The 23074-nt window shown below is 39.2% G+C and carries 23 protein-coding genes and 1 tRNA gene; 10 read left to right on the top strand and 14 right to left on the bottom strand.

What is annotated here, in order from left to right:
* Position 1 precedes the first annotated feature (1 nt).
* From AC1M9P_RS06370 to AC1M9P_RS06320, 11 genes are all read right to left on the bottom strand, one after another.
* Entirely contained in the window at positions 2-1036 is a 1035-nt protein-coding gene (locus AC1M9P_RS06370) for an alcohol dehydrogenase catalytic domain-containing protein (protein WP_481587053.1), read from the bottom strand.
* 47 nt (positions 1037-1083) lie between these two features.
* Entirely contained in the window at positions 1084-1572 is a 489-nt protein-coding gene (locus AC1M9P_RS06365) for an aromatic-ring-hydroxylating dioxygenase subunit beta (RefSeq protein ID WP_481587052.1), read from the bottom strand.
* Positions 1573-1584: 12 nt separating this feature from the next.
* Entirely contained in the window at positions 1585-2847 is a 1263-nt protein-coding gene (locus AC1M9P_RS06360; RefSeq protein WP_481587051.1) for an aromatic ring-hydroxylating oxygenase subunit alpha, read from the bottom strand.
* 213 nt (positions 2848-3060) lie between these two features.
* Positions 3061-4218, bottom strand: coding sequence for a DcaP family trimeric outer membrane transporter (locus AC1M9P_RS06355; RefSeq protein ID WP_481587050.1), 1158 nt, complete (start codon positions 4216-4218; stop codon positions 3061-3063).
* 162 nt (positions 4219-4380) lie between these two features.
* Positions 4381-5397, bottom strand: coding sequence for a 4-hydroxy-2-oxovalerate aldolase (dmpG, locus tag AC1M9P_RS06350; protein WP_481587049.1), 1017 nt, complete (start codon positions 5395-5397; stop codon positions 4381-4383).
* A 10-nt stretch (positions 5398-5407) separates the two neighbouring features.
* A complete protein-coding gene (locus AC1M9P_RS06345; protein ID WP_481587048.1) occupies positions 5408-6343 on the bottom strand; it encodes an acetaldehyde dehydrogenase (acetylating) in 936 nt (311 codons plus the stop codon).
* Positions 6344-6355: 12 nt separating this feature from the next.
* Positions 6356-7135, bottom strand: coding sequence for a 2-keto-4-pentenoate hydratase (locus AC1M9P_RS06340; RefSeq protein WP_481587047.1), 780 nt, complete (start codon positions 7133-7135; stop codon positions 6356-6358).
* Positions 7135-7995 (bottom strand): alpha/beta fold hydrolase, encoded by an 861-nt coding sequence (locus AC1M9P_RS06335; RefSeq protein WP_481587046.1) that lies wholly within the window; start codon positions 7993-7995, stop codon positions 7135-7137. The genes AC1M9P_RS06340 and AC1M9P_RS06335 overlap by 1 nt, the downstream gene beginning before the upstream one ends.
* Positions 7996-8006: 11 nt before the next feature.
* Positions 8007-8948, bottom strand: coding sequence for a 3-carboxyethylcatechol 2,3-dioxygenase (locus AC1M9P_RS06330; protein ID WP_481587045.1), 942 nt, complete (start codon positions 8946-8948; stop codon positions 8007-8009).
* A gap of 464 nt (positions 8949-9412) precedes the next feature.
* On the bottom strand, positions 9413-9652 hold the full coding sequence (locus AC1M9P_RS06325) for a hypothetical protein (protein WP_481587044.1): 240 nt from the start codon (positions 9650-9652) through the stop codon (positions 9413-9415).
* 602 nt (positions 9653-10254) lie between these two features.
* A tRNA-Ile gene (locus tag AC1M9P_RS06320) sits at positions 10255-10331 on the bottom strand.
* A 328-nt stretch (positions 10332-10659) separates the two neighbouring features.
* Between AC1M9P_RS06320 and AC1M9P_RS06315 the strand changes: the two genes are divergently transcribed.
* Positions 10660-11226, top strand: a complete 567-nt coding sequence (locus AC1M9P_RS06315) for a 1-acyl-sn-glycerol-3-phosphate acyltransferase (RefSeq protein WP_171076734.1) — start codon at positions 10660-10662, stop codon at positions 11224-11226.
* A 107-nt stretch (positions 11227-11333) separates the two neighbouring features.
* On the top strand, positions 11334-12083 hold the full coding sequence (locus AC1M9P_RS06310) for a YebC/PmpR family DNA-binding transcriptional regulator (RefSeq protein WP_035264495.1): 750 nt from the start codon (positions 11334-11336) through the stop codon (positions 12081-12083).
* 77 nt (positions 12084-12160) lie between these two features.
* On the opposite strand, the gene AC1M9P_RS06305 is transcribed toward AC1M9P_RS06310, so the two are convergent.
* Positions 12161-12631, bottom strand: a complete 471-nt coding sequence (locus AC1M9P_RS06305) for an Lrp/AsnC family transcriptional regulator (protein WP_035264497.1) — start codon at positions 12629-12631, stop codon at positions 12161-12163.
* A gap of 113 nt (positions 12632-12744) precedes the next feature.
* On the bottom strand, positions 12745-13509 hold the full coding sequence (locus AC1M9P_RS06300) for a glutathione S-transferase family protein (RefSeq protein WP_481587043.1): 765 nt from the start codon (positions 13507-13509) through the stop codon (positions 12745-12747).
* Between the two features lie 373 nt (positions 13510-13882).
* On the opposite strand from AC1M9P_RS06300, the gene AC1M9P_RS06295 reads away from it, so the two are divergent.
* From AC1M9P_RS06295 to ychF, 8 genes are all read left to right on the top strand, one after another.
* Positions 13883-15085, top strand: a complete 1203-nt coding sequence (locus AC1M9P_RS06295) for an SfnB family sulfur acquisition oxidoreductase (protein WP_481587042.1) — start codon at positions 13883-13885, stop codon at positions 15083-15085.
* A gap of 9 nt (positions 15086-15094) precedes the next feature.
* Positions 15095-16318, top strand: coding sequence for an SfnB family sulfur acquisition oxidoreductase (locus tag AC1M9P_RS06290; protein ID WP_481587041.1), 1224 nt, complete (start codon positions 15095-15097; stop codon positions 16316-16318).
* A complete protein-coding gene (locus tag AC1M9P_RS06285) occupies positions 16318-17748 on the top strand; it encodes an LLM class flavin-dependent oxidoreductase (protein WP_481587040.1) in 1431 nt (476 codons plus the stop codon). The genes AC1M9P_RS06290 and AC1M9P_RS06285 overlap by 1 nt, the downstream gene beginning before the upstream one ends.
* 25 nt (positions 17749-17773) lie before the next feature.
* Positions 17774-18616: a MetQ/NlpA family ABC transporter substrate-binding protein gene (locus tag AC1M9P_RS06280; protein ID WP_179998201.1), complete on the top strand. Its 843-nt coding sequence runs from the start codon at positions 17774-17776 to the stop codon at positions 18614-18616.
* Between the two features lie 9 nt (positions 18617-18625).
* On the top strand, positions 18626-19459 hold the full coding sequence (locus tag AC1M9P_RS06275) for a MetQ/NlpA family ABC transporter substrate-binding protein (RefSeq protein WP_481587039.1): 834 nt from the start codon (positions 18626-18628) through the stop codon (positions 19457-19459).
* A gap of 11 nt (positions 19460-19470) precedes the next feature.
* Entirely contained in the window at positions 19471-20541 is a 1071-nt protein-coding gene (locus AC1M9P_RS06270) for a methionine ABC transporter ATP-binding protein (RefSeq protein ID WP_481587038.1), read from the top strand.
* Entirely contained in the window at positions 20522-21181 is a 660-nt protein-coding gene (locus tag AC1M9P_RS06265) for a methionine ABC transporter permease (RefSeq protein ID WP_481587037.1), read from the top strand. The genes AC1M9P_RS06270 and AC1M9P_RS06265 overlap by 20 nt, the downstream gene beginning before the upstream one ends.
* 123 nt (positions 21182-21304) lie before the next feature.
* Positions 21305-22396, top strand: a complete 1092-nt coding sequence (gene ychF, locus AC1M9P_RS06260) for a redox-regulated ATPase YchF (protein ID WP_035264512.1) — start codon at positions 21305-21307, stop codon at positions 22394-22396.
* Positions 22397-22456: 60 nt separating this feature from the next.
* Here ychF and AC1M9P_RS06255 read toward each other — a convergent pair whose 3' ends face one another.
* The gene (locus AC1M9P_RS06255; protein WP_481587036.1) at positions 22457-23011 is read right to left on the bottom strand and encodes an Mpo1 family 2-hydroxy fatty acid dioxygenase; all 555 of its coding nucleotides are present in this window, start codon (positions 23009-23011) and stop codon (positions 22457-22459) included.
* Positions 23012-23074: the final 63 nt, after the last annotated feature.

Here is a 23074-nt window from a genome sequence, read left to right as displayed (position 1 = left end):
CTTACTCACAAATAATTACAGGTTTAATTGCTTCACCTGCCAACACCAGCTCAAATGCACGAGCCGCATCCTTGAGTTCAAGACGGTGACTAATCACAGGATCCAGATTAATTTTTTTGTCATAGACCAATTGGGATGCAACTTGCCATGTACTCCAGATTTTTCGGCCATGTATGTTGTAAATGGTCGGACGTGATTTGCGCCAGATGCCGAAATCAAATTCAAAAGCTTGATTTGGAGTCGCACACCATTTCAGCTCTGCACCAATGGCAAGGAATTGAAAGGCATTTTTAGCTCCTTCAACACTGCCGGTATATTCAAATACCACTTGAGCACCCAAACCCTGAGTTAAAGCTTTTACAGTGGCTACAGCATTAAATTTGAGAGGATTGACTACGTCATCCGCACCCATATCCTGAGCGACTTGTAGACGATAGTCATTAGTGTCTACTGCTATGACTTTAGATGCACCAAAGTGCTTGGCAACTGCAATATTCATTAAGCCGATCGGACCACAGCCATTAACGACTACTGTTTTACCCGCGACACCTTTACCTTCTAGCGTGGCATTGACCGCAATACCTAAAGGTTCAAGCAGTGCTGCATGTTCTATGGAAATGTTAGGTGGATTGACCCAAGCTATACATTTCGGGACTGTTGCATATTCAGCAAATGTACCGTTAATATCGATACCTGGATAACGTGTATTTGGGCAGATGTGAGTGTCACCTGATTTACATGCAGGACATACCCAACATGGGATATGACTTTCCAGACTGACCAAATCACCAATTTTTAAGCCACTGTTTTGATCACCCAATTCAACAATTTCTCCGACAGCTTCATGGCCTAAAGTTGTTGGGAAATTCATACGCTGTGCATAAGTGCCAGCACCTTTATAGACACTCATATCTGTGCCACAGAGACCACTTGCTTTAATCTTAATTAGCATTTCGCCAGGATTTGGTTGGCGTACATCCACATGTTGAAGCGCGATATTCCCCATCCCGCTGGCTATTTTATTTAGCGCTAGCATAAAAATTCTCTATAAAAGATGCTGGACAAAATGCCCAGCAATAGAAATTACATAAGGAAAGACAAACCAAAAATTGGCTGATGACGATTCAATAGTTTGATCACTTTATCTTTGATCTTCCACTGACCATTTACTTTGGTAAATGTTGCCGTACAATGCGCTGGATAATGGTTAATATTACCCAAGCCACGTTGACGCCAATCACCTGAACGCATTTCCATCAGTAACATTGCGAATGTTGCAGATGCTTGTTCTTCACCTTCTGCCATCTGAATATCAATATTGCTGATCATACGAAGTGTTTGTGATGCTGGATCTTGAGCAACACGGTGTTGACGCATAATCTGTTCAACGCGCATTTTCAAACGTTCTATGTCATCGTAAATAATGGATGAATCTTTTAATGGATCACAGTTTTCATCTATTGGAATCCAGTAGCTACCATCTTCAGTATAAAGCTCTAACCAGTCATCCAGTTTAGTCTGGTCAAGTAAAGCTGCTTCTTTATGGATTAAAGCTTTAATTTCATTTTTCACAGTGTCAGTCCCTTATTTAGATAACATTGCTGTCCATTTGCGCCAGAATGCACGTTGAGGAGCTTCATCACTGTAAACCCCTATACGCTCACCTGTTTCTTTGACTTCTTCTTTACCTAAACCACGGCTTAAGGTAATCCAATCCATACCAATAGCATTCAATGCATTTTGGTTACCGTTGAATACATCAGTATCATCAGCAGATAGAATCCCTGCTGTACCGACACGTGTTTGTGCATCAAGCATACGGTTTGCATTGATCGAATCATGAGCGCCGTCAATCATCAATGGGTATGAATACACTTCAGTTTTGTCGTGAGAAATCGGTTGAATCACACGAATATTAAAGTCAAAGATCACTAGGTTAGGGAAAATCAGAAACTGGCGGTTTGTTAGAGTATCCGCTGCACCTTGCTCACCGAACAAATCAACCAACTTTTGGTTATAGCCCGCACGGGCTTGTGGATCGACGTTACCAGATTCTAAAGGTGCACCTGCTTCCAATGTACCGTGACCTTCAGGATATCCACGAGTATAGCCTTGTTGACGTACGGCTTGATCCAAAGCTCGATTTTCAAATGAACCTGCAAATTTTTTTACTGTATTAAATGCTGAACGGTGTACAAACCCTGGGTGATAACCGTCATATACGTTTTCAGCTTGGAATTTCCAGTTACCATCATAGCCATAACGGTGTGGTGCACATGCTTTATAAGTTGAACCTGCAGTACGTTGTAACCAAATATCAATATGTTCTTTAATGCCACCTAGGAAGTCTTCTAATGGTTCAACATTTTCATTGAAAGAACCAAATACCAAACCGCCATAAGATGCAATACGTGGCACCATTTTTAGATTTTTATCAGACTTGTCGAAACAATCGTGATAACGCTGTTCATCTGGAATACCAATCAATTCACCGTTTGGACGGAAAGACCAGCCGTGGTATGGACAAACAAAAGCACGTGTATTGCCCTTTTCAGTACGACATACAGTTGCACCACGGTGCGGACAAGCATTTAAAAAAGCAGAAATACTGCCATCACGGCTACGGGTGACTACTACTGGACGTGTACCTATTTGCGTAGACTTGTAGTCATTTGCTTTGGAAATTTCACTTTCATGACATAGATAAATCCAAGTCTTATAGAAAATGTTATTCATTTCTAATTCAAAGATTTCTTGTCCACGGTAAGCTGCCGTATTGACTCGAAATTCTGCTTCTTTTTCATCTACCATGCCAAGTATTGGCAATTCGATTAATTTAATATTCATAGTAAGCTTCCTTGTTAACCATGATCTACGATCTAGAACAGGTTTGACTGGGTTAATTCATACTAGAAAGCTCAGAGTTCTGATTCAATGAAATCAACAAAGAAGGTGCACCATGTGCACCTTCAAAAAATAATAAAAAAAAACCCGTCATGGAACGGGGAAAACAGGGAAACAAAATGAACGATGAAACACAATCATCTAAAATAATAAGCCTCAGAAAGCATAACGCACCATTGCTTCTAGACGGCTATCTGTTCCCTTCTGATCACTAAATGTCGTGCGTTCACCGTGCACGTACTCTAGACCATAAGTTAAAGTACGTGTAGGGTTGTACATTAGATTGATCCACCCCTGATAGAGTGATTCATTGGCGCTCGGTGATAAATCAGCATAAGTACCATCATGAGCAAGCATGGCACCTAAACCTAAGGTCGAGCGCCATTGACTATTCCATGTGTGAGTCAAACCTAAAGCAATAGAATCAAATTCATTGGCTATAATTTCATCTTTGCCATCAATCGCGTAAGCATCATTAGCAAATAGCACATATTTACTATCACCTTTGACATGGTAATAATCAGCATGTAACTTGTTTTTGTTATCAATTTGGTAAACACCACCAAGACCGATACCCCAAGCGATATCTTCATCTGTACTTGTTTTCTTTTGTCCAATCAACGCACGTGCACTCAATACGCTCTTTTGATCATCTGAACGTACTTGAACTTTACCAGTAAGTGTTGGGAAACGTGTTTGATCATCTTTATTGCGCGTATTACTGCCATCTTCTAAAGCGACCCAAGTCTTAATATCTTTATCAATCGTATGCTGATACTGAATCATAGGATTCCGTTGAATTGCACCACCCAAATTGGCCATAAAGTCTAGCTTTTCAGGCAAAATATCTGCAGAAACGAAAGGTGATGTGGTCTGACCGAATAACCAGTTATCTACTTTGACATACGCATGGCGAATACGTACTTGATCATTGGATGATCCTCCACGAAAATCGATTTCGATTTTTGCTAAAACATCTTGTTGATTCACTTTTCCATGAACATCAAGACCCAAACGACTTGCATTTAAATTATAAAATGTTTTTCCATTGACATTGTTTTGCGTATCTAATGGGAGTGTATTAATCGTATTAAAAATTTTATCCGAACCTTGAAAATGATGTGCCATATCAAATCGAATAAAACCATAAGGCTTAAATGTAACACTTGACTTAGATTTTGAATCAGAATCAAGCTGCTGTACTTTTAATTGCAACACCTCTAACTCTTTTTTTAGATCCTGTACTTGATTATCACTTGCATAAGTATTAAGTGTGACACAACATAATGCAAAAGTAAGTAATTTAATTTTCATCTATATTCCATTATTAATATATTAACTATATAAATCCATTTGAGAAATATCTCAACATTTATATCTTATACAAAATTATTAAAAATAATTCATAATCAGATTTTTATATTTTTATAAATTCCAATAAAATATAAATAGGATTAATAAAAACATATTTCTATCTTATTGATGGTGCAATAAATCTAAGGCGACATCAGTGATCATATCTTCCTGACCACCGACCATACGTCGTTTACCTAGCTCAAGAAGAATGTCGACAGTCGACACACCGTATTTTTGTGCTGCAATTTCTGAATGACGCAAGAAGCTTGAATACACACCTGCATAGCCAAGAGCTAGAGTTTCACGATCTACTCGCACTGGGCGGTCTTGTAATGGACGCACAATATCATCTGCCGCATTCATTAAGCGGTATAGGTCAGTGCCATGATTTACACCCATTTTATCTACTGCAGCAATGAATGCTTCCAATGGTGCGTTACCTGCACCTGCACCCATACCCGCCAAGCTTGCATCAACACGGTCACAGCCTTCTTCAATCGCTACGATTGAGTTGGCAACACCAAGTGACAAGTTGTGATGTGCGTGAATACCTGTTTCAGTTTCTGGATTCAACATATCTTTTAAAGCACGGAAACGATCACGAATATCCTGCATGCCCATTGCACCACCTGAATCCACAACGTAGATACAAGTCGCACCATAGTTTTCCATCAGTTTTGCCTGTTCAGCCAAACCTTGTGGAGTCTGCATATGGCTCATCATTAAGAAACCAACAGTATCCATTCCCAAATTTCGGGCATATTCGATGTGCTGTTTAGATACATCCGCTTCGGTACAATGGGTTGCCACACGTACAATTGAAGCACCAGCAGCATGGGCATTTTTCAGGTCATGAATCGTAGCAATACCAGGTAGCAGCAAGGTCGCAATTTTAGAATGTGAAATCACATCGCGAACAGCTTCAATCCATTCAATGTCACTGTGTGCGCCAAAACCATAGTTAAAGCTCGAACCTTGCAGACCGTCACCGTGAGCAACCTCAATAGAGTCAACTTTCGCCAGATCCAATTCACGTGCAATCTGACGTACATTTTCTAATGAATACTGATGACGTACGGCATGGCTACCATCACGTAAGGTTACATCTGAGATGTAAATTTTCTTGTTTAAATCCATGATGATCTCCTTATGCCATAATCGCTTGCGCGATCTTTTCAGCTGTAGCCAACCCTGCTGATGTCATGATGTCCAAGTTCCCTGCATAGGCTGGAAGGAAGTTTGCAGCACCTTCAACTTCAAGGAATACAGACGTTTTTAAACCTGAACGATAGCCCAAGCCTTCAATACGCACAGGTTGATCTACTGGAATAATGTCGAACTGCACATCTTGTTTTAAACGATAGCCAGGAACATAGGCCTGAACTTGAGCTACCAGATCTTGTACAGATGCACGAATTGCATCTTGATCCGCCAATTCAGATAAAACAAAGACAGTGTCACGCATCATTAAAGGAGGTTCAGCAGGATTCATAATGATGATTGCTTTACCTTTCTCTGCCCCACCAACTGCTTGAATTGCTTGTGAAGTCGTTTCCGTAAATTCATCAATATTGGCACGAGTACCAGGACCAGCGGATTTACTCGCAATTGATGCAATGATCTCTGCATAGTGCACTTTGGCAATGCGGGATACTGCATGTACCATTGGAATGGTCGCCTGACCACCACAAGTCACCATATTGACATTATCGACTTGCAGGTGATCTTCACCATTTACGACAGGCACACAGTAAGGTCCAATCGCAGCAGGTGTTAAATCCACCATTTTGATGTTGGGTTTTACTTCACGGAGCAGTTTGTCATTTTCAATATGCGCTGCTGCTGATGTTGCATCAAAAACAATATCTATATCCTGAAATACAGGATCCGCAATAAGGCCTCGTACACCCGTCGAAATCGCTTTAACACCTAATCGTTCAGCGCGTGCCAAACCTTCTGACTTAGGATCAATCCCAACGAAAGCCCCCATTTCAAGATTTTGACCATGACGGATCACTTTGATCATCAAGTCTGTACCAATATTTCCTGAACCTATAATGGCTACTTTTAGCTTCTTACTCATTCTTGAATCCAATTAGATAAATTTAGCCTTCAGTGGTGTAAAGCCATCAATTTGAGTTTCAAACTCATCTCCTGCTTTCACATTCACCATTGGTCCTAATGCACCTGATAAAATAATTTCTCCAGCTTGTACTGGTGTACCAAAACTCAGCATCTTGTTAACAAGCCATATTGCAGCATTGAGTGGATTACCCAAGCATTCAAAACCTGAGCCCTGTGAAACCAGTTCACCATTTTGTGTAAGTGTCATTTTGACAGCTGCACAATCCACCTCTGTAATGGCTTTACGCTCACCTGATAGGACATAGGCTGCACTTGAAGCATTGTCTGCAACGGTGTCTACAAAACGAATTTTCCAGTCCTGAATACGGCTATCGACGATTTCGAAAGATGGAATGACATAGGAAATGTACTGCTGCATTTCTTCAACAGTTCGAATTGACTGCTCAATATTTTTTTTAATTAGGAAAGCTAACTCAACTTCAATTTTAGGTTGAATAAAATGTTCTACTAAAATCGCTGACTCTTTAGAGAAATCCATATGATTAAGCAGCACACCAAAATCTGGCTGATCTACGCCGAGTTGTTGCTGTACTTTGGGATTGGTTAAACCAATCTTCTTACCAGTCACAATGGCATTTTGTTGTAGCTGTTTTTGGATATTCCATGCTTGAATGGTATAAGCTTCAGCTTCTGCATCTGGACTTAAAAGCTGTTTTACGATTTCAACACCAATCGGCTCTTTATCAACTGAAGCTAGAAGATCTGCAAGTTTCTGACTATTTTCTAACATTACTTTTCACCCGCTAAGAATTGAGTCAGCAATGCATTAAAATCTGCCGCATGCTCCCACTGTGCCCAATGTCCACAACGGTTAAAGATATGCATTTGTGAATCTTTGATTAAGCTTAATAGACGCAAACCAATATCAAGTGGTAAGAAGCGGTCATCACGTCCCCATACGATCAATGTTTTATGTTGGATTTGATCGAGCTGAGCAGACACATCAGGGAACTGTTTTGAATTAACTTTAAAACTGCCAAGGAAGTTATCGAGATGTTCTTGATTACTTAAAATGTTTTTTAAGCGACTTTGAAGTAATTCTTCTGTCATTTGACTTGCATCAAAAATAAAGACATTCATGAGGTCTTTCAAATGCTCAAGCGTCGGTTGACGATACACTTTCTGAATCTGTTTGATACCTTCAGCTGGCATTGGCGCAAAAAGACTAACACCACCTGTACCCCCACCCATTAAAATCAATTTATTGACTCGTTCCGGATACAATAAAGTGAAGACCGTACACGAATGTGCTCCCATTGAATTACCGACTAAATGCACATTTTCAATATTGAGTTGATCCAAAACCTGCTTTAGTTGTTCTGCATTAAGATGAGAACGTGAGCCAGAACATAAAATACTGTCACTTTCACCCCAACCAAGACAATCGAGTAGAACTACTCGATAACCCAGATTTACAAAGTGGTCAACGTTTTTATTGAAGTTACTCCAACCATTCGCACCTGGACCAGAACCATGCAGCATTACAATCGTCTCTTGGCCTTGTCCAATATCATTAAGATGGACTTGATAGGTTTTATCTTCAATTTGGACAGGCAAAAAACGCGACGTCGATTCGTAGCTATATGTCATGAATAGAATCCTTAAACTAATTTGGCTGAGAGAATGCCGTAACCAGCAATCCATTCTGGAATAGGTTCATAAAACTGAGATTGCACCTGAAAATCGCCATAACATTGAAATGCTCTGGCAGCAACAACCCAAGTTTTGACTTCATGTGTAGACTTTCCTGCAATCTCAGACACCTCTTTATTACTCATATTGGCAAGTGTCTGATAATCGCTGTTGATCAGACAGTTCATAAACATCTGATCCCATTCAGGGTTTAAAGGATGCAAGCAGTTTTGATCTTTGATAAATGCATGAGCGGCATCAATTACACGCTGAGTACGCAATTGACGTTCAGCTGCCGGTAGGTTCTTTCCACCACCTAATAATCTATCTTTCATATGATTATTCGCTGTGACCAATTCAGGTACAGGCGGCTGGTGTGACAAACCACCTGAGGCCAGCAGTAATACTCTTTTGTTCTGATTTTTTAAATACTGCCCTAGTGCTTCACCGAATTCGATTGCACGCTTAAATGTCGGCATTGGTGGTGCGGCTGAATTAATAAAAATAGGAATGACTTGTACCGAAGTCAGTGAGCTGAAATTGGTTTCAAGAGGTTGCGCAAAGGCATGATCGACTTGCATCTGATAAGATACAGCTAAATCAAAACCCGCTTCTATCATATGGGTAGCTAAAGCTTCTGCATCAGCTTGAGGTACACTAAGTTCACCTGCTGCGGTATTAAAATCACCAATTGCACGAGCTTGCATGCCAATACAGAACTGTGGCATCACATCATAGAAAAAACCATTGTAATGGTCTGGACCGAGTAAAATAACGAGCTCTGGATCGAAAGCTTGAATCTGCTGACGAATATTAGCTTCAGCATGTTGGATTGCATCTAAAATTCTTTGGGCTGGATCAACTATCCCAACCAAAGGGGTATGTGACATGCAATGTAAATACGCAGTCATAGTTCCGTCCTGGATACAAGATTTACTGCGCCATCATGGCAAATCCTCTTATAGTCAGACAATAATAGTTGGTATTTATGTGCACTATGTGCACCAAACTTTAGATCTGATCTAGCCTTTTTCAGTTAAATGAGTGATATAATAATTAATTAGATATTTATTTAGAAAATTAGTATCTTGATAAATATGATTAAATTTATGCTACTGATCTAGGTAATACTTCCATATTTAATTGAGTTTTAAGGGGGGAGGGATAACTGCCTATAATCCTAAATATAAATCCTAGAACTATTGTCTACCATTTTCAAAACAGGTTTTATAAAGACAAAAAGAACTAAATAAAACCACATTACCTATAAATACATGCCTATTTATGCCTTACGATAAGTACCTAAATTGGGACCGATCTATCTTAAAAGTAGATTTAAGTCCCGAATATGGGACTAAGCTCAAAAATTAAAAAACTAAATAATTTTGAAGTTTTTGGGATCATCTACATTAAAAGGCACTACTCGAAGCTTTGCACCCTGAGTATGTCTAAAGCAAAAATCATCCAAAGGTTGATCAAACTTCCCTGCTCGGTATGGATACACCATAATCACTTCACTCTCATGTTTCAGGTAATAGTGACTGTAAGCGAACATCTGCTGAGTATCACTATCCTTTAAGCCATATCGTCTACTACGGTCATTTTGATCAATCAACTTTCACTTGGTATCCAGCACAACGTTTAGCATTTTAGCTTTGGAGCGATCAATAAAAATATCAGGCTTTAATTTATATATCTTACTCTTTTGATGCTCGCAGTTATGCTCTGTCTAATGCTATGTTCTAACTTGATATTCAGGCAACACACGGCGCAAAAGATAAGCTCCTAATCCAGTCCATAACCATTTACCTTTGGAATTTTATAACGATATTGTCACGATTTTTTCCATTAGGCTGAACTCTGCAATATAAACCTGCTATATCAGTTGGCTCACGATATTCTTTAACTTTAGGCTTTAAAGATTTATATCGATCTTCTACATTTTTTTTTACGTATTACAGTTCCATTCTGAACAATATTTGTTGAACGGTTTATAACATCAGCCTTTCCTGAATGTGTATTCATAACGCAGGATTATCCTTATATTTTTTCTATCTTGTATTCTTGAGTTATATTTTAAATTTAGGATACAAACAATGATACACAGAGCGTGTTCCAATATAAAATTATATGACGTTAAACAAAGCAACAAAAAACCCTTAACTTTTTTAGAATTAAGGGTTTGGATCTCATATGAATGCATATGATTATAAAATTTGGTGGGCCCAGACAGACTTGAACTGTCGACCAACGGATTATGAGTCCGCTGCTCTAACCAACTGAGCTATAGGCCCTATAAATACTGATTTCTCAAGTATTTTCGAATCAGAATACTAGCCAATATCAAATTCAAAAACAAGGTTTTTCATTTTTTTATCTTCAGCTTGACCAAAATTTATTCATCGCAGTTTACAAATCACGTACGATCTTGATCATGTATAGAATTTCAGTCACAAATATGTGAAAAATTATGAATTTTTGGTAAGCGTCGAGGATGTAAAGTTTGCAGATAAAATCTAAATTTAGTAGTCAATTTTTCTATAATTTATTACTAAAGGGATTGAATTTTTTAAAATGAAGTAAGAAACTCTGCCATATAAAATTCAAATATCTCTGTGAATCATGAAAAAACACATTGCCGAAATGGCATTTAAACTTGCTGGTGTCAAATATCATGTTGAACCGAATGTGCTTGGTGATAAACAAGTCATTATCGGTTTTGAACATACCACGATGATGGATGCTGTACTCTCAATCGCACTGTTTCAAATCCATGATATCCCGATTCACACACTAATTAAAAAAGAACTATTCAAAGGACCTTTTAAGCCAATTCTAGAAGGGGTTGGTGGTATTCCAGTTGACCGTCACTCAAATAAAGATATCGTGGCGCAAATGGTTGAACTCTTCAACTCCAATGACAAATTTAATCTCGTGATTGCGCCTGAAGCGACTCGTGCGAAAAATGGTGAACAACGTAAACCGATCCGCACCGGTTTTTGGCATATCGCAAAAGCCGCAAACGTCCCTATCGTTTTCTTGTTTGTAAACCAAAAAACCAAACAAGGCGGAATTTTTGGCAAAATCATGCCATCAGAGTTGGATCATGATTTGAAATTGATTCAGGAACTTTATAAGGAACATACAGGTTTAGACATTATTATTCCTGAACCGAAGAATAAAGCCTGATCTTGATCAATTGCTAAAATAAGGGTCTTTATTAAAAAAAAGCCCTTATGGTAGAATTTCGCAGATTTGATTAGGCATAAGGCCAATCTACAAGGAGCATATTTCGCATGGCGGGTCATTCCAAGTGGGCCAATATTAAGCATCGTAAAGCTAAACAAGATGCTAGTCGTGGTAAAGTTTTCACAAAATATATTCGTGAAATTGTTACAGCTGCAAAACTCGGTGGTCCAGATGCAGCAAGCAACCCACGTCTTCGTGCAGTTGTTGAAAAAGCATTGTCCGTTAACATGACTCGTGATGTCATCAACCGTGCCATTCAGCGTGGTGCTGGTGGTGAAGACAATGATGATTTAAAAGAAGTCACATACGAAGGTTATGGTGTTGGTGGTGTAGCCGTTATTGTTGAGACAATGACTGATAACTTAAACCGTACCGTACCAGATGTTCGTCACTGCTTCTCTAAAACAGATGGTAACTTAGGTACTAACGGCTCTGTTGCTTTCCTTTTCACTAAACGTGGTGAAATTACTTTTGAAGATGTTTCTTTAGAAGACCAAATTATGGACGTTGCGTTGGAAGCTGGTGCAGAAGACATTGAAGTGACAGAAGATGAAATTCTTGTGATCACCACACCAGAGTCTTTTGGTACAGTGCAAGATGCTTTAGCGGCTGCAGGTTTAAAATCTGACAATGCAGAAGTGGTGATGAACCCTTCAACTAAAGCAGAAATCACAGATATCGATCAAGCGAAAAAAATCATGAAAATGATTGATATGCTTGAAGATTTAGATGATGTACAAAACGTATATACCAACGTTGAGTTCTCTGAAGAGGTTTTAGCGCAATTGGATGCTTAATCCATATTCAGAATTAAAAAAACGCACCTTCTGGTGCGTTTTTTTAATTGAAAGGCGTCTTTTTTTGCAAGCTTGAATTATGCTTTACTCAATAAACCATGACAGTTAAATACATCATATTCTTTAATGACAAAACTTGAATGCAATGCCACAACATGATCAATTTTACCAATTCGCTGTAACAAAATCTGGCTATAATTTTCCATATCACGAGCAACAACTTCTATAATAAAATCAGCAGATTGCCCTGTGACTAAAAAAGCATTGATCACTTCAGGAATACTTTTAAGTTCATCTAAAAATTTTGCAAAAGTATCTGAGTCATGCTTACTCAATGATACTTGTAACAACACATGTAAATTAAACCCCAATTTTTGATAGTTAATATCACGCTTTAAATTTGTCATGATATTGGTTTCGATGAGATGTTTAATACGACGGTGCACTGAACTTACAGACAGGTTAATACGCTCCGAAAGCTCGTTCAGATTCAAATCTTCATGCGTAAGAATTTCTAAAATTTGTTTATCGTAACGATCTAATTCCATCTTCTTCTCAATATTTTCATGGCACAAAATGATTATGCGTTATTTTTTCAAAAATATCGATTCAAATGAAAATAAATTAACTAATTAGACAACATAACAGAAAATATGCTCTGTTATATCCCGCGCCAATCTACCCGCGCATTTCGTTCATTGGCATAAATACGTTTAACATATTGTCCTATCGGCAAATCAAGCAATTGATTTTGATATTCCACAAATTCAGATGAAACTGGCTGATGATATTCTCTTTCCCAAGGTGTACCAGAAATCTCGAGTAGTGGAGCAAGCATTGAACAAACGGCGATATCTGCCAAACCTAAACGATCTCCTACCAAATATCGAGATTGATTGTGAATCAATTGATCATTTAACTGCAAAATAATTTCATGCATGTTTTCTTTAGCAAGTGAAACTTGTTCATCATCGAGTTGATAGCTGGTTGAAACTAAAGTTTTAATAAGTGGCTTACTGATCTTTTGAAATTTTCTCAGATATCCTTTTTCACCAATCATGATTTCTAGCGGCTCATCACTTTCAGATAAAGCTTGAGCAAGCCCCCACCGCCTCACTGATACGCCCAATTGATTGCTCAGGTCATTAATTTCAATTGCTTTTTTTCTTAACTTTAAATCTGATCTGAGCAATGAATGCTCTGGATAGACATCATCCAAATACAGGGCAATTTGGGTTGAATCTGCAATCCACTTTTCTTTATCACGTAATATCGGCAGAGAGTTTTGACCTGTTTTTAATTTTGCGAATGCACGATGTACGCCCGGAATCATATTTTGAGCAACATAATCCAATTCCTTATGATCAAGTAACCAGCGAGCTTTTTCACAAAAGTGAGATAAAGGAAACTGGTAAAGGATGCGCATAAAATCTCCGAAGTCTTGATCAATCATAGGATTTATTGTTTTGCTTACTTTATGCAACCCTATGCCAAAACACAATGTGATAATGCATCAATTGCAACTTAAATTGTTATTTTTGGAAATATGAATCCGTTAAATTATAAATGTTTAGCAAATCTTTATCTTTTTTATTGCAAAGTCTAAATGAATTCAAGGTGTTTAGAGCACTGAAATTTATTAAAATTCATTATTAATCAAAATTTTAAGTTTTCTAATATTTTTCAATCGATATCTATATTTGTCTTAAGCATTTTTTTTGAATAGTTCAACGAAAACCAGCATTTAAAAAAAATATTCTATGGGCGTAGCGTATATCTCCTCAAAGAGGAATTGATCTATGTCTCGTTTAATTACTGAAAATGTTCATGTTATTGAAAATGATCAAGACGCCATTCATGCAGCCTATCATGTTGCTGATTATGCGCTCGAAGGTCGCAATCACCGTGACCAACAACGAGCTTTACCATTTGCAGAAATTGAACTATTCAGCCAAAAAGGTTTAGGAGGCTTGCGCATCCCCCACGTCTATGGCGGTGCTGAAGTCTCTCATCGTACCCTCGCCCAAGTATTTCGTATTCTAAATAAAGCGGATTCAAGTTTAGGGCAAATTCCACAAAATCAAATTGCATTGCTCAATATGATCAACATCATGGGAAGTCATGAACAAAAGCTATTTATTTTCAACGAAATTTTAAAAGGTAAGCGTCTTGCCAATGGGGGGCCAGAACGACATACCAAAGATACCAAGACTTTAGACACACGCCTTGTTTTGGAGGATGAGAAATATCGAGTTTCAGGAAAAAAATTCTACTCTACAGGCAGTTCATTTGCACATTGGTTAGCTATCAAAGCCATACACCCTGAAGGTCACGTGATTTTAGTTTTAGTGAACCGTGAATCCACTGGTGTCGAAGTGATCAATGACTGGGATGGATTTGGTCAACGTACCACTTCAAGCGGCACAGTGATTTTAGACCATGTTGAAGTTGATCCATTACTGATTTTTGATGAAAGAAAATTATTGGACGTCCCTAATTTTAGAGGCGCGTTTTCACAGCTGATGCAAGTGGCTATCGATGTTGGTATTGCTGAAGCAGCATTTGAGGACATGTTGTTTGCGATCCGTAAAGCACGCCCAATTGTGGATGCACAAGTTGAGCGTGCCAGTGATGAGTATTTCACCTTACAAGAAGTTGGCAAAGCTAATGTTTTGTTAGATGCCGCCATTCTTTTGCTTGATGAAGCAGCTGATTATTTAGATTCACTCAATGTAGTTGAACAACTCTCTGATGAACAGATTGCTGAAGCTTCGATCAAAGTTGCTGAAGCTAAAGTCTATGCCAATGATGCTGCACTGCATATCTCAGAAAAGTTGATTGAGCTCGGGGGAAGTCGCGCCAGCCTCAATGTCCATAATTTTGATCAACACTGGCGAAATGCACGTGTACATACCCTTCATGATCCTATTCGCTGGAAACTTCACGCGCTGGGTTCGTATTACTTAAACCATACTTTTCCTGCACGTCATGCCTGGATTTAAGGAGTCATCATGTCATCTTTACAAGCTTTAGAGATCCAAGAATCAGGCAGTTATAGACCAGCGCATATTATTCGCTCTGATGAAGAAGCATTAAAAGTCGCACACGAACTTGCAGAAAAGTTTAAGTACCGTGCATCTGAACGAGATTTAAATCGTGAGCTTCCTCATGAAGAAATCGAAGCGTACAGTCAATCTGGCTTATGGGCCATTACAGTACCTCAACAATATGGCGGTGCCGATGTTTCTATTCATACACTGACAAAAATCATCGCATTAATGAGTGGTGTTGATGGCTCTATCGGACAAATTCCACAAAATCATTTCTATGCACTTGAAATTTTGAGGAATACTGGGTCTGAGGCTCAAAAAAGACGTTTATTTACTGAAGTTTTACAAGGTGCTCGCTTTGGAAATGCCTTGGCTGAGTTTAAAACTAAAAATGCAGCACAACGCCATACCTCTTTAAGACAAGTCGAAAATGGTTATGTCCTCAATGGAGAAAAATTTTATTGCACTGGCAGTCTATTCGCTCACCGTATTCCAACCCTTGCTAGTGATGAACAAGAGCGCCAGTTTCTAGTCTTTGTTCCATATGATAGCGAAGGCTTAAGCCTATTAGATGACTGGAGTGGATTTGGTCAACGTACCACAGGCAGTGGGACTGTTAAATTTGAAAATGTACAGATTGACCCAGAGGATATAGTCCCTTTTGATTTGGCTTATTCAACTGCCACCATTTCAGGTCCATTTGCACAAATTATTCATGCCTCAATTGAAACAGGCATTGCTCGAGCTGCTTTTGAAGAAACATTAATACGCGTTCGTCAAGCACGCCCTTGGATAGATGCAAAAGTTGAACATGCCACTCAAGACCCTTTGACACTATATGAAATTGGTCGAATTGCAACAGACGTCAAGGCCACCGAGTTACTACTAAAACAAGCAGCGCAAGCGGTTCAAGATGCCAAAGTCTCCCCTTCAGAACATTCAGTTGCACATGCTTCTATTCAAGTGGCTAAAGCACGTGCACACAGTACCGAGACTGCACTAAAAGTCTCGTCAAAACTGATTGAACTGGCTGGTAGTCGTGGAAGTCAACGACAAGATAATCTTGACCGATACTGGAGAAACGCACGTGTTCATACCTTGCATGATCCAGCGCGTTGGAAATATTTCTTCATAGCCAATTATGTTTTAAACGGCGTATTCCCCCCAAGACGAGGTACGCTGTAATGACAAAAATTCAATCGAAACCTCAAAAACAGATCCTGTTCAATGCATTTGATATGAATTGTGTAGGTCATATCAACCATGGGCTTTGGACACACCCACGTGATCAATCCTACCGATTTAATGAATTAAGTTATTGGACAGAACTCGCTCAAACTTTAGAGAAAGGTCTTTTCGATGGATTATTCATTGCCGATATTACTGGCGTTTACGATGTCTATCAAAATGGCATTGATCTAACCTTGAAAGAATCGATTCAACTGCCGAGCCATGATCCAAGCACGCTGGTGTCTGCAATGGCAGCCGTCACACAGCATTTGGGTTTCGGTATTACAGTGAACTTAAGTTATGAATCGCCTTATCAATTTGCTCGTCGCTTCGCGAGTCTGGATCATCTGACCCAAGGACGTTTGGGATGGAATATAGTCACTGGCTATTTGGATAGCGCAGCGCGATTGGTCGGTCAGCAAGGACTGAAAGATCATGATTTACGTTATGAACAAGCTGAAGAATTTTTAGAACTCTGCTACAAATTTTGGGAAGGCTCTTGGGAAAATGATGCTGTCATCCAAGATAAGCTCAATCGCATTTTTACCGATCCGACTAAAGTACATACGATCCACCATCAAGGACGGTTCTATAACAGTCACGGCGTCTTCCAAGTCTCGCCTTCAGTACAACGTACACCTGTTCTATATCAAGCGGGAGCATCACCTAAAGGACTACAGTTTGCCACTCGGCATGCAGAAGCCATGTTTATTGGTGGAGATACCGCTGAAAAAATTGCGTCGCAAACACAAAAGATTCGCCAATTAGCACAATCACACGGTCGTGATGGTACAGCGATTAAATTATTTGCGGGTATCACTGTCGTCACTGCTGAAACAGATCAACAAGCGCAAGAAAAACTGCAGGAATATATCCAATATGCAAGTCCTGAAGCAGGGATTGCCCATTTTTCAAGCTCAATCGGAACAGACTTAGGTCATCTAAAAGATGAGGATGCTATTCCATATAAAAAAACCAATAGCATCGTTTCTGTAAATGAGCGCTTTAAGGAAAACAAAATCACTTTGGCAGATTTAAAAGCTCAGCATGTACTGGGTGGACGTTATCCCTTATTTGTTGGTAGTGGAGCAACAGTTGCTCAACAGCTAATCGAATTCATTGATATTTCTGGATTAGATGGTTTTAACCTTGCCCGTACAGTCGCTCCAGAGTCACATCAAGATTTTATTCGTTATGTCATTCCTGAACTACAACATCGCGGTCGCTATAAGACCGCCTATGCTGAGGGTAGCTTAAGGCACAAGCTATTCAATGCGGGAGATCATTTACCACATTCACATCCTGCACATCATTTCCGATGTCCAAGCTTAAAACAAGATATACAACAATCAAATTTAAATCCTATACACCAACATTCAGCTTAAGTTTTTAATATTTAGGGGTCTTTCTATGGCACAAGCTCAGTCTTCTCGACTTAAATGGATCGGCGTTGCAATCGCCATTATTGTGATTGCAGCATTTGCATGGTCCTTTTTGAAAAAAAATGATCAACAAGAAATTGTCATTGGTATTAGCCCACCTTTTGCAAAACCACTTCAAGCCGCAATTGAAGAAGCAAAAGCTCAAGGCATTCATGTACGTTTGGTAGAATTTTCAGATTGGAATACACCCAACATCACCCTAAATCATGGGGATATTGATGCAAATTATTTTCAGCATCAACCTTTCTTGAATAATGCGTTAAAAGAAACCAACTTTAAGCTCAAACCCTTGGGCATCGGCTCAGGAACACATGTCGGTTTATATTCAAAAAAATATAAAGCGATGAGTGAAGTTGAAAATGGCGCTCGAGTTGTACTGCCAAATGATCCTGTGAATCAGGGTCGCGCCCTACTCCTCTTACAACACGCTGGATTAATACAACTTAAGGATTCCAACAACCACTTATCCAACTTAAAAGATATTAAATCCAATCCAAAAAAATTGAACTTTATTGAAGTCGAAGGCCCGCAAACTGCGCGTGCCGTAGATGATGCAGACCTCGTATTTAGCTATCCAATGTACCTACGCTTAGCGCAAACGATTGATCCAAATGATGCCTTAATTTTGGATGAAATTAACAACACGCTTTATGCCATCTTATTTGTTGTTCGCGATGACTTTGAACAAACTCAGCCTGAAAAAGCAGCTCAACTGAAAAAATTTATCCAAATTTATCAAAGCTCAGACAAAGTTAAACAAGCATTGAATGAGGATATTGGTGAAAAACTATGGTTCAAAGGCTGGAAATAAGGAGCGTTCATGTCTACTTCAACACAATCATCTAAATTCATCCAAATTGCAGTCGTCATCGTCGCAGTACTGGCGGCCTTAGTGGGATATCGTTATATCAGTCAAAACTCAAATGATAAAGTTATTAAAATCGGCATTAGCCCACCCTATGCTGAATTACTGCAAAGTGTCGCTGAGGATGTAAAAGCTCAAGGTATCCATCTGGAGTTGATTGAATTTTCAGACTGGCAAGCGCCCAATGTCGCTGTGCAAAATGGTGATATTGACGCCAATTTCTTTCAACAAAGTGTTTTTCTAGCGAATGCAGTGCGTGAAACAGGCTATGACCTTGTGCCTTTTGCAAAAGGTTCAGGCAGTCATGTCGGACTTTATTCAAAAAAATATCAATCCCTACAGGAAATACCTGATCAAGCGAAAGTAGTCGTACCGAATGATCCAGTCAACATGGCACGTGGTTTAAATTTGCTGGCTCGTGCAGGCTTAATTCAAGTTAAAGATATTAATAATGAACTCACCAGCACCCGAGACATTATCAGTAATCCTAAAAGACTCAAGATTATTGAAGTTGAAGGCCCGCAAACCGCGCATGCTTACAATGAAGCTGACTTAATTATGGGTTTTCCTCATTATTTGAAAATGGCAAAAGTTGCTGATCCTACGTCTGCACTGTTATTAGATCCGATCAATAAAAAATTTGCGATTTTGTTTGTAACGCGTCGGGATTATCAAGATCAGGATGACAAATTAAAAACTGTGGTTGACACCTTCCAAAACTCTGCAAAAGTCCGTCAGATTCTAGACAAAGACTTTGGGCAAGGTTTGTGGTTTGAAGGCTGGAAATAAGGAGAATAATCATGGTGAGTTTTGGTTCACACATTGAATTTGCAGTACCCCATATTACGATTCGTCATTTAAATAAGTATTACGATGTACAAGGAAAACAAGTTCACGCACTCAAAAACATTAATTTGGATATTCCTGAAGGAAAAATTTTCGGCATTATCGGCAAAAGTGGTGCGGGCAAATCCTCATTGATTCGCACCTTAAATGGGTTAGAAACTATTTCTGATGGTAGTATTCATATACATCAACATGATCTAGGGCAACTTAATCACAATGAGTTAATCGTCCTACGCCAGCGTATTGGCATGATTTTTCAACATTTTAATTTACTATCTGCCAAAACAGTTTGGGAAAATGTCGCGCTTCCATTGAAAATCGCAAAAGTGCCTGCTGCTGAGATTCAAACTCGTGTAGATGAGGTTTTAAATCTAGTCGGTTTAGCTGAAAAGCATCATCACTATCCATCACAATTATCGGGTGGACAAAAACAACGAGTTGGGATTGCCCGCGCATTGGTCAGTAAACCGGAAATACTATTGTGTGATGAGGCAACATCGGCACTTGATCCAGAAAGCACATCTGTTGTTTTATCTTTACTGAAAGAAATTAATCAAAAATTAGGACTCACCATCGTTCTCATTACACATGAAATGCAAGTGATTCGTGAAATTTGCGATCAAGTGGTGGTCATTGATCAAGGTGAAATCGTTGAATCAGGGCAAGTTTGGTCAGTCTTCTCTCGTCCCCAGCAGAAAATCACGCAAGAACTTCTCAATTTGGAACAGCTAGATTTGCCATTCCAGTTACATCAAGAGCGAGCTACACATTTAACGCATACCATTTTGAAAATCAGCTATGCAACTGATTTGAAAAATCCTCCCAACTTAAATGATGTACTTTCTAAAATTGCACTGCCTGTGCATTTATATCAAAGCCATGTAGACACTATTCAACATCATCTGGTTGGCTCACTCATCGTAGGTATTCCTCAATTAGATGTTGATGTGCATACGCTTCATCAGCAATTCCACCATAAAACATCACAAATCGAGGTGCTTGGCTATGCACAACCAGCTCATTGATCTTTTAATTACGGGTACCATTGATACTTTGTTAATGGTCGGTATTTCTGCATTTTTAGCGCTTCTTATTGGATTTCCTATGGCTGTAATCCTCGTCAACACCTCAGAAAATGGGATTTATCCATCAAAAAAAATCAATCATGCCTTAGGTTGGGTGGTAAATATTACGCGCTCTATTCCCTTCTTAATTTTAATGGTGGCGCTCATTCCCTTCACTCGACTGATTGTGGGGACCAGTTATGGGGTATGGGCTGCGGTTGTACCTTTAACTATTGCGGCTACACCTTTTTTCGCACGTATTGCGGAAGTCAGTCTACGAGAAGTTGATCATGGGCTCATAGAAGCTGCACAAGCCATGGGCTGTAATCGCAAACAAATTATTTGGCATGTGCTTTTACCAGAAGCACTGCCTGGTATTGTGGCAGGTTTTACTGTCACGCTTGTAACCATGATCAATTCCTCTGCGATTGCGGGTGCTATTGGTGCGGGTGGTTTAGGTGACATCGCCTACCGATATGGCTACCAACGCTTCGATATGCAAATTATGTTGGCGGTGATCATCGTATTAGTCGTATTGGTCATGCTGATTCAAGCTTTGGGTGATCAATTGGCACATAGTTTGGACAAACGTAAAATCTAATTCACACTATTCAATTGAGTCTCATCTGTGTTTTCGAGAAACATCCAAGCCATGACCTGACTTTGTCATGGCTTTGATGTAAAATCACCGACAATTTTTAAATAACACTGTGTGAGTCTTTTCATGGGTTTTAATTGCGGTATTGTCGGCTTGCCGAACGTTGGTAAATCTACACTTTTCAATGCATTGACGAAAGCTGCTATTGCTGCAGAAAACTTCCCATTCTGTACCATTGAACCAAACACCGGCATCGTTCCTGTTCCAGATCCACGTTTAGATAAATTAACTGCTATTGTTAAACCTCAACGTGTTATTCCAACCACAATGGAATTTGTAGACATCGCAGGTTTAGTTGCTGGTGCTTCTAAAGGTGAAGGTTTAGGGAACCAATTCTTAGCCAACATTCGTGAAACTGATGCAATTGCACACGTAGTACGTTGTTTTGAAGACGAAAATGTTATTCACGTGAACGGCAAAATTGACCCACTTGATGACATTGCAACTATTAACACTGAGCTTGCTTTAGCAGATTTAGAAACAGTATCAAAAGCGGTTACACGTTTAGCAAAGTCTGCGAAAGGTGGTGATAAAGAAGCTGTTGCAACAAAAGCTGTACTAGAAAAAATTCAGCCATTACTTGATGAAGGTCGCCCTGCTCGCGCAGCTGATCTTGATGACGACGAGCGCAAATTAGTTCGTGGCTTTGGTTTATTAACCCTTAAACCAACAATGTATATTGCTAACGTTGCTGAAGATGGTTTTGAAAACAATCCGCACCTTGATGCTGTTAAAAAATTAGCGGCAGAAGAGAATGCTATTGTAGTTCCGCTTTGCAACCAAATCGAAGCTGAAATCTCTTTGCTTGAAGATGATGAGCGTGCTGAATTTTTAGAAGCGATGGGCATGGAAGAACCAGGTCTTAACGTGGTTATTCGTGCAGGTTATGGCTTACTTGGCCTACAAACTTATTTCACTGCAGGCGTTCAAGAAGTTCGTGCTTGGACTGTAAAAATCGGTGCGACCGCTCCTCAAGCTGCTGGTGTGATTCACACTGATTTTGAGAAAGGCTTTATTCGTGCAGAATGCATTGCCTATGACGATTTTGTTCAATACAACGGCGAAGCTGGCGCTAAAGAAGCTGGAAAATGGCGTCTTGAAGGTAAAACTTATGTCGTTCAAGATGGTGATGTTTTACATTTCCGTTTTAACGTTTAAGTCATTAAAAAAACAGCCGAAAGGCTGTTTTTTTTGCAAAGATTATTTAAAAGATTGAGATCATGGATTTTGAGTTGAAGTACTCGAGTGATTTACGTGTTTATGGTCCATGTCATAGCGTAATTGTTTAGCTCGAACCAATACTTTCTCTTCCAGTTTCTTACGTAAACCAACAAGAAATATAAATTCTGCTACGACAAATAAAGGACCTATAGCGAGTCCAACAAGATCATCTACAAAAGCTGGTTTTTTCTTTTCATAATAGTGCCCAATAAATTGAATAATCCATCCCACAATAAAAAATCCAGCACTTACCAATACCCAAGAGGATGTCGCTAAAGCTGCTACTTGTGTGGCTGGCTGATAAATTAAAGCAAATAGCACTGCCATCACTACCCCAAAAATGAGATCCAAACTCAAGTAATAAATCACCGATGCGACGATCAATAACATTGCAAGATCAATGGGATATCCTGCAACTGTAAATTGCGCTTTGGCTGCAAAACACAAGATCGAAAATACAATCAAGGGAATTCCAATAAAATGTGAAAATACGTTTTTACGATCTAGGTGATAAGCTGCATATTGTCCAAGCAAGCTCTCTAAACGAGTCATGTTATCATTCCTTTTTCTGACTATTTCCTTCACTATATATAAATGTAAACCAATAAGTTGTCG

This window comes from Acinetobacter sp. 25-47-122 (genome assembly GCF_056779695.1).
Note: the sequence above shows the minus strand (reverse complement) of the source record. Positions and strands in the feature narration are given on the sequence as shown.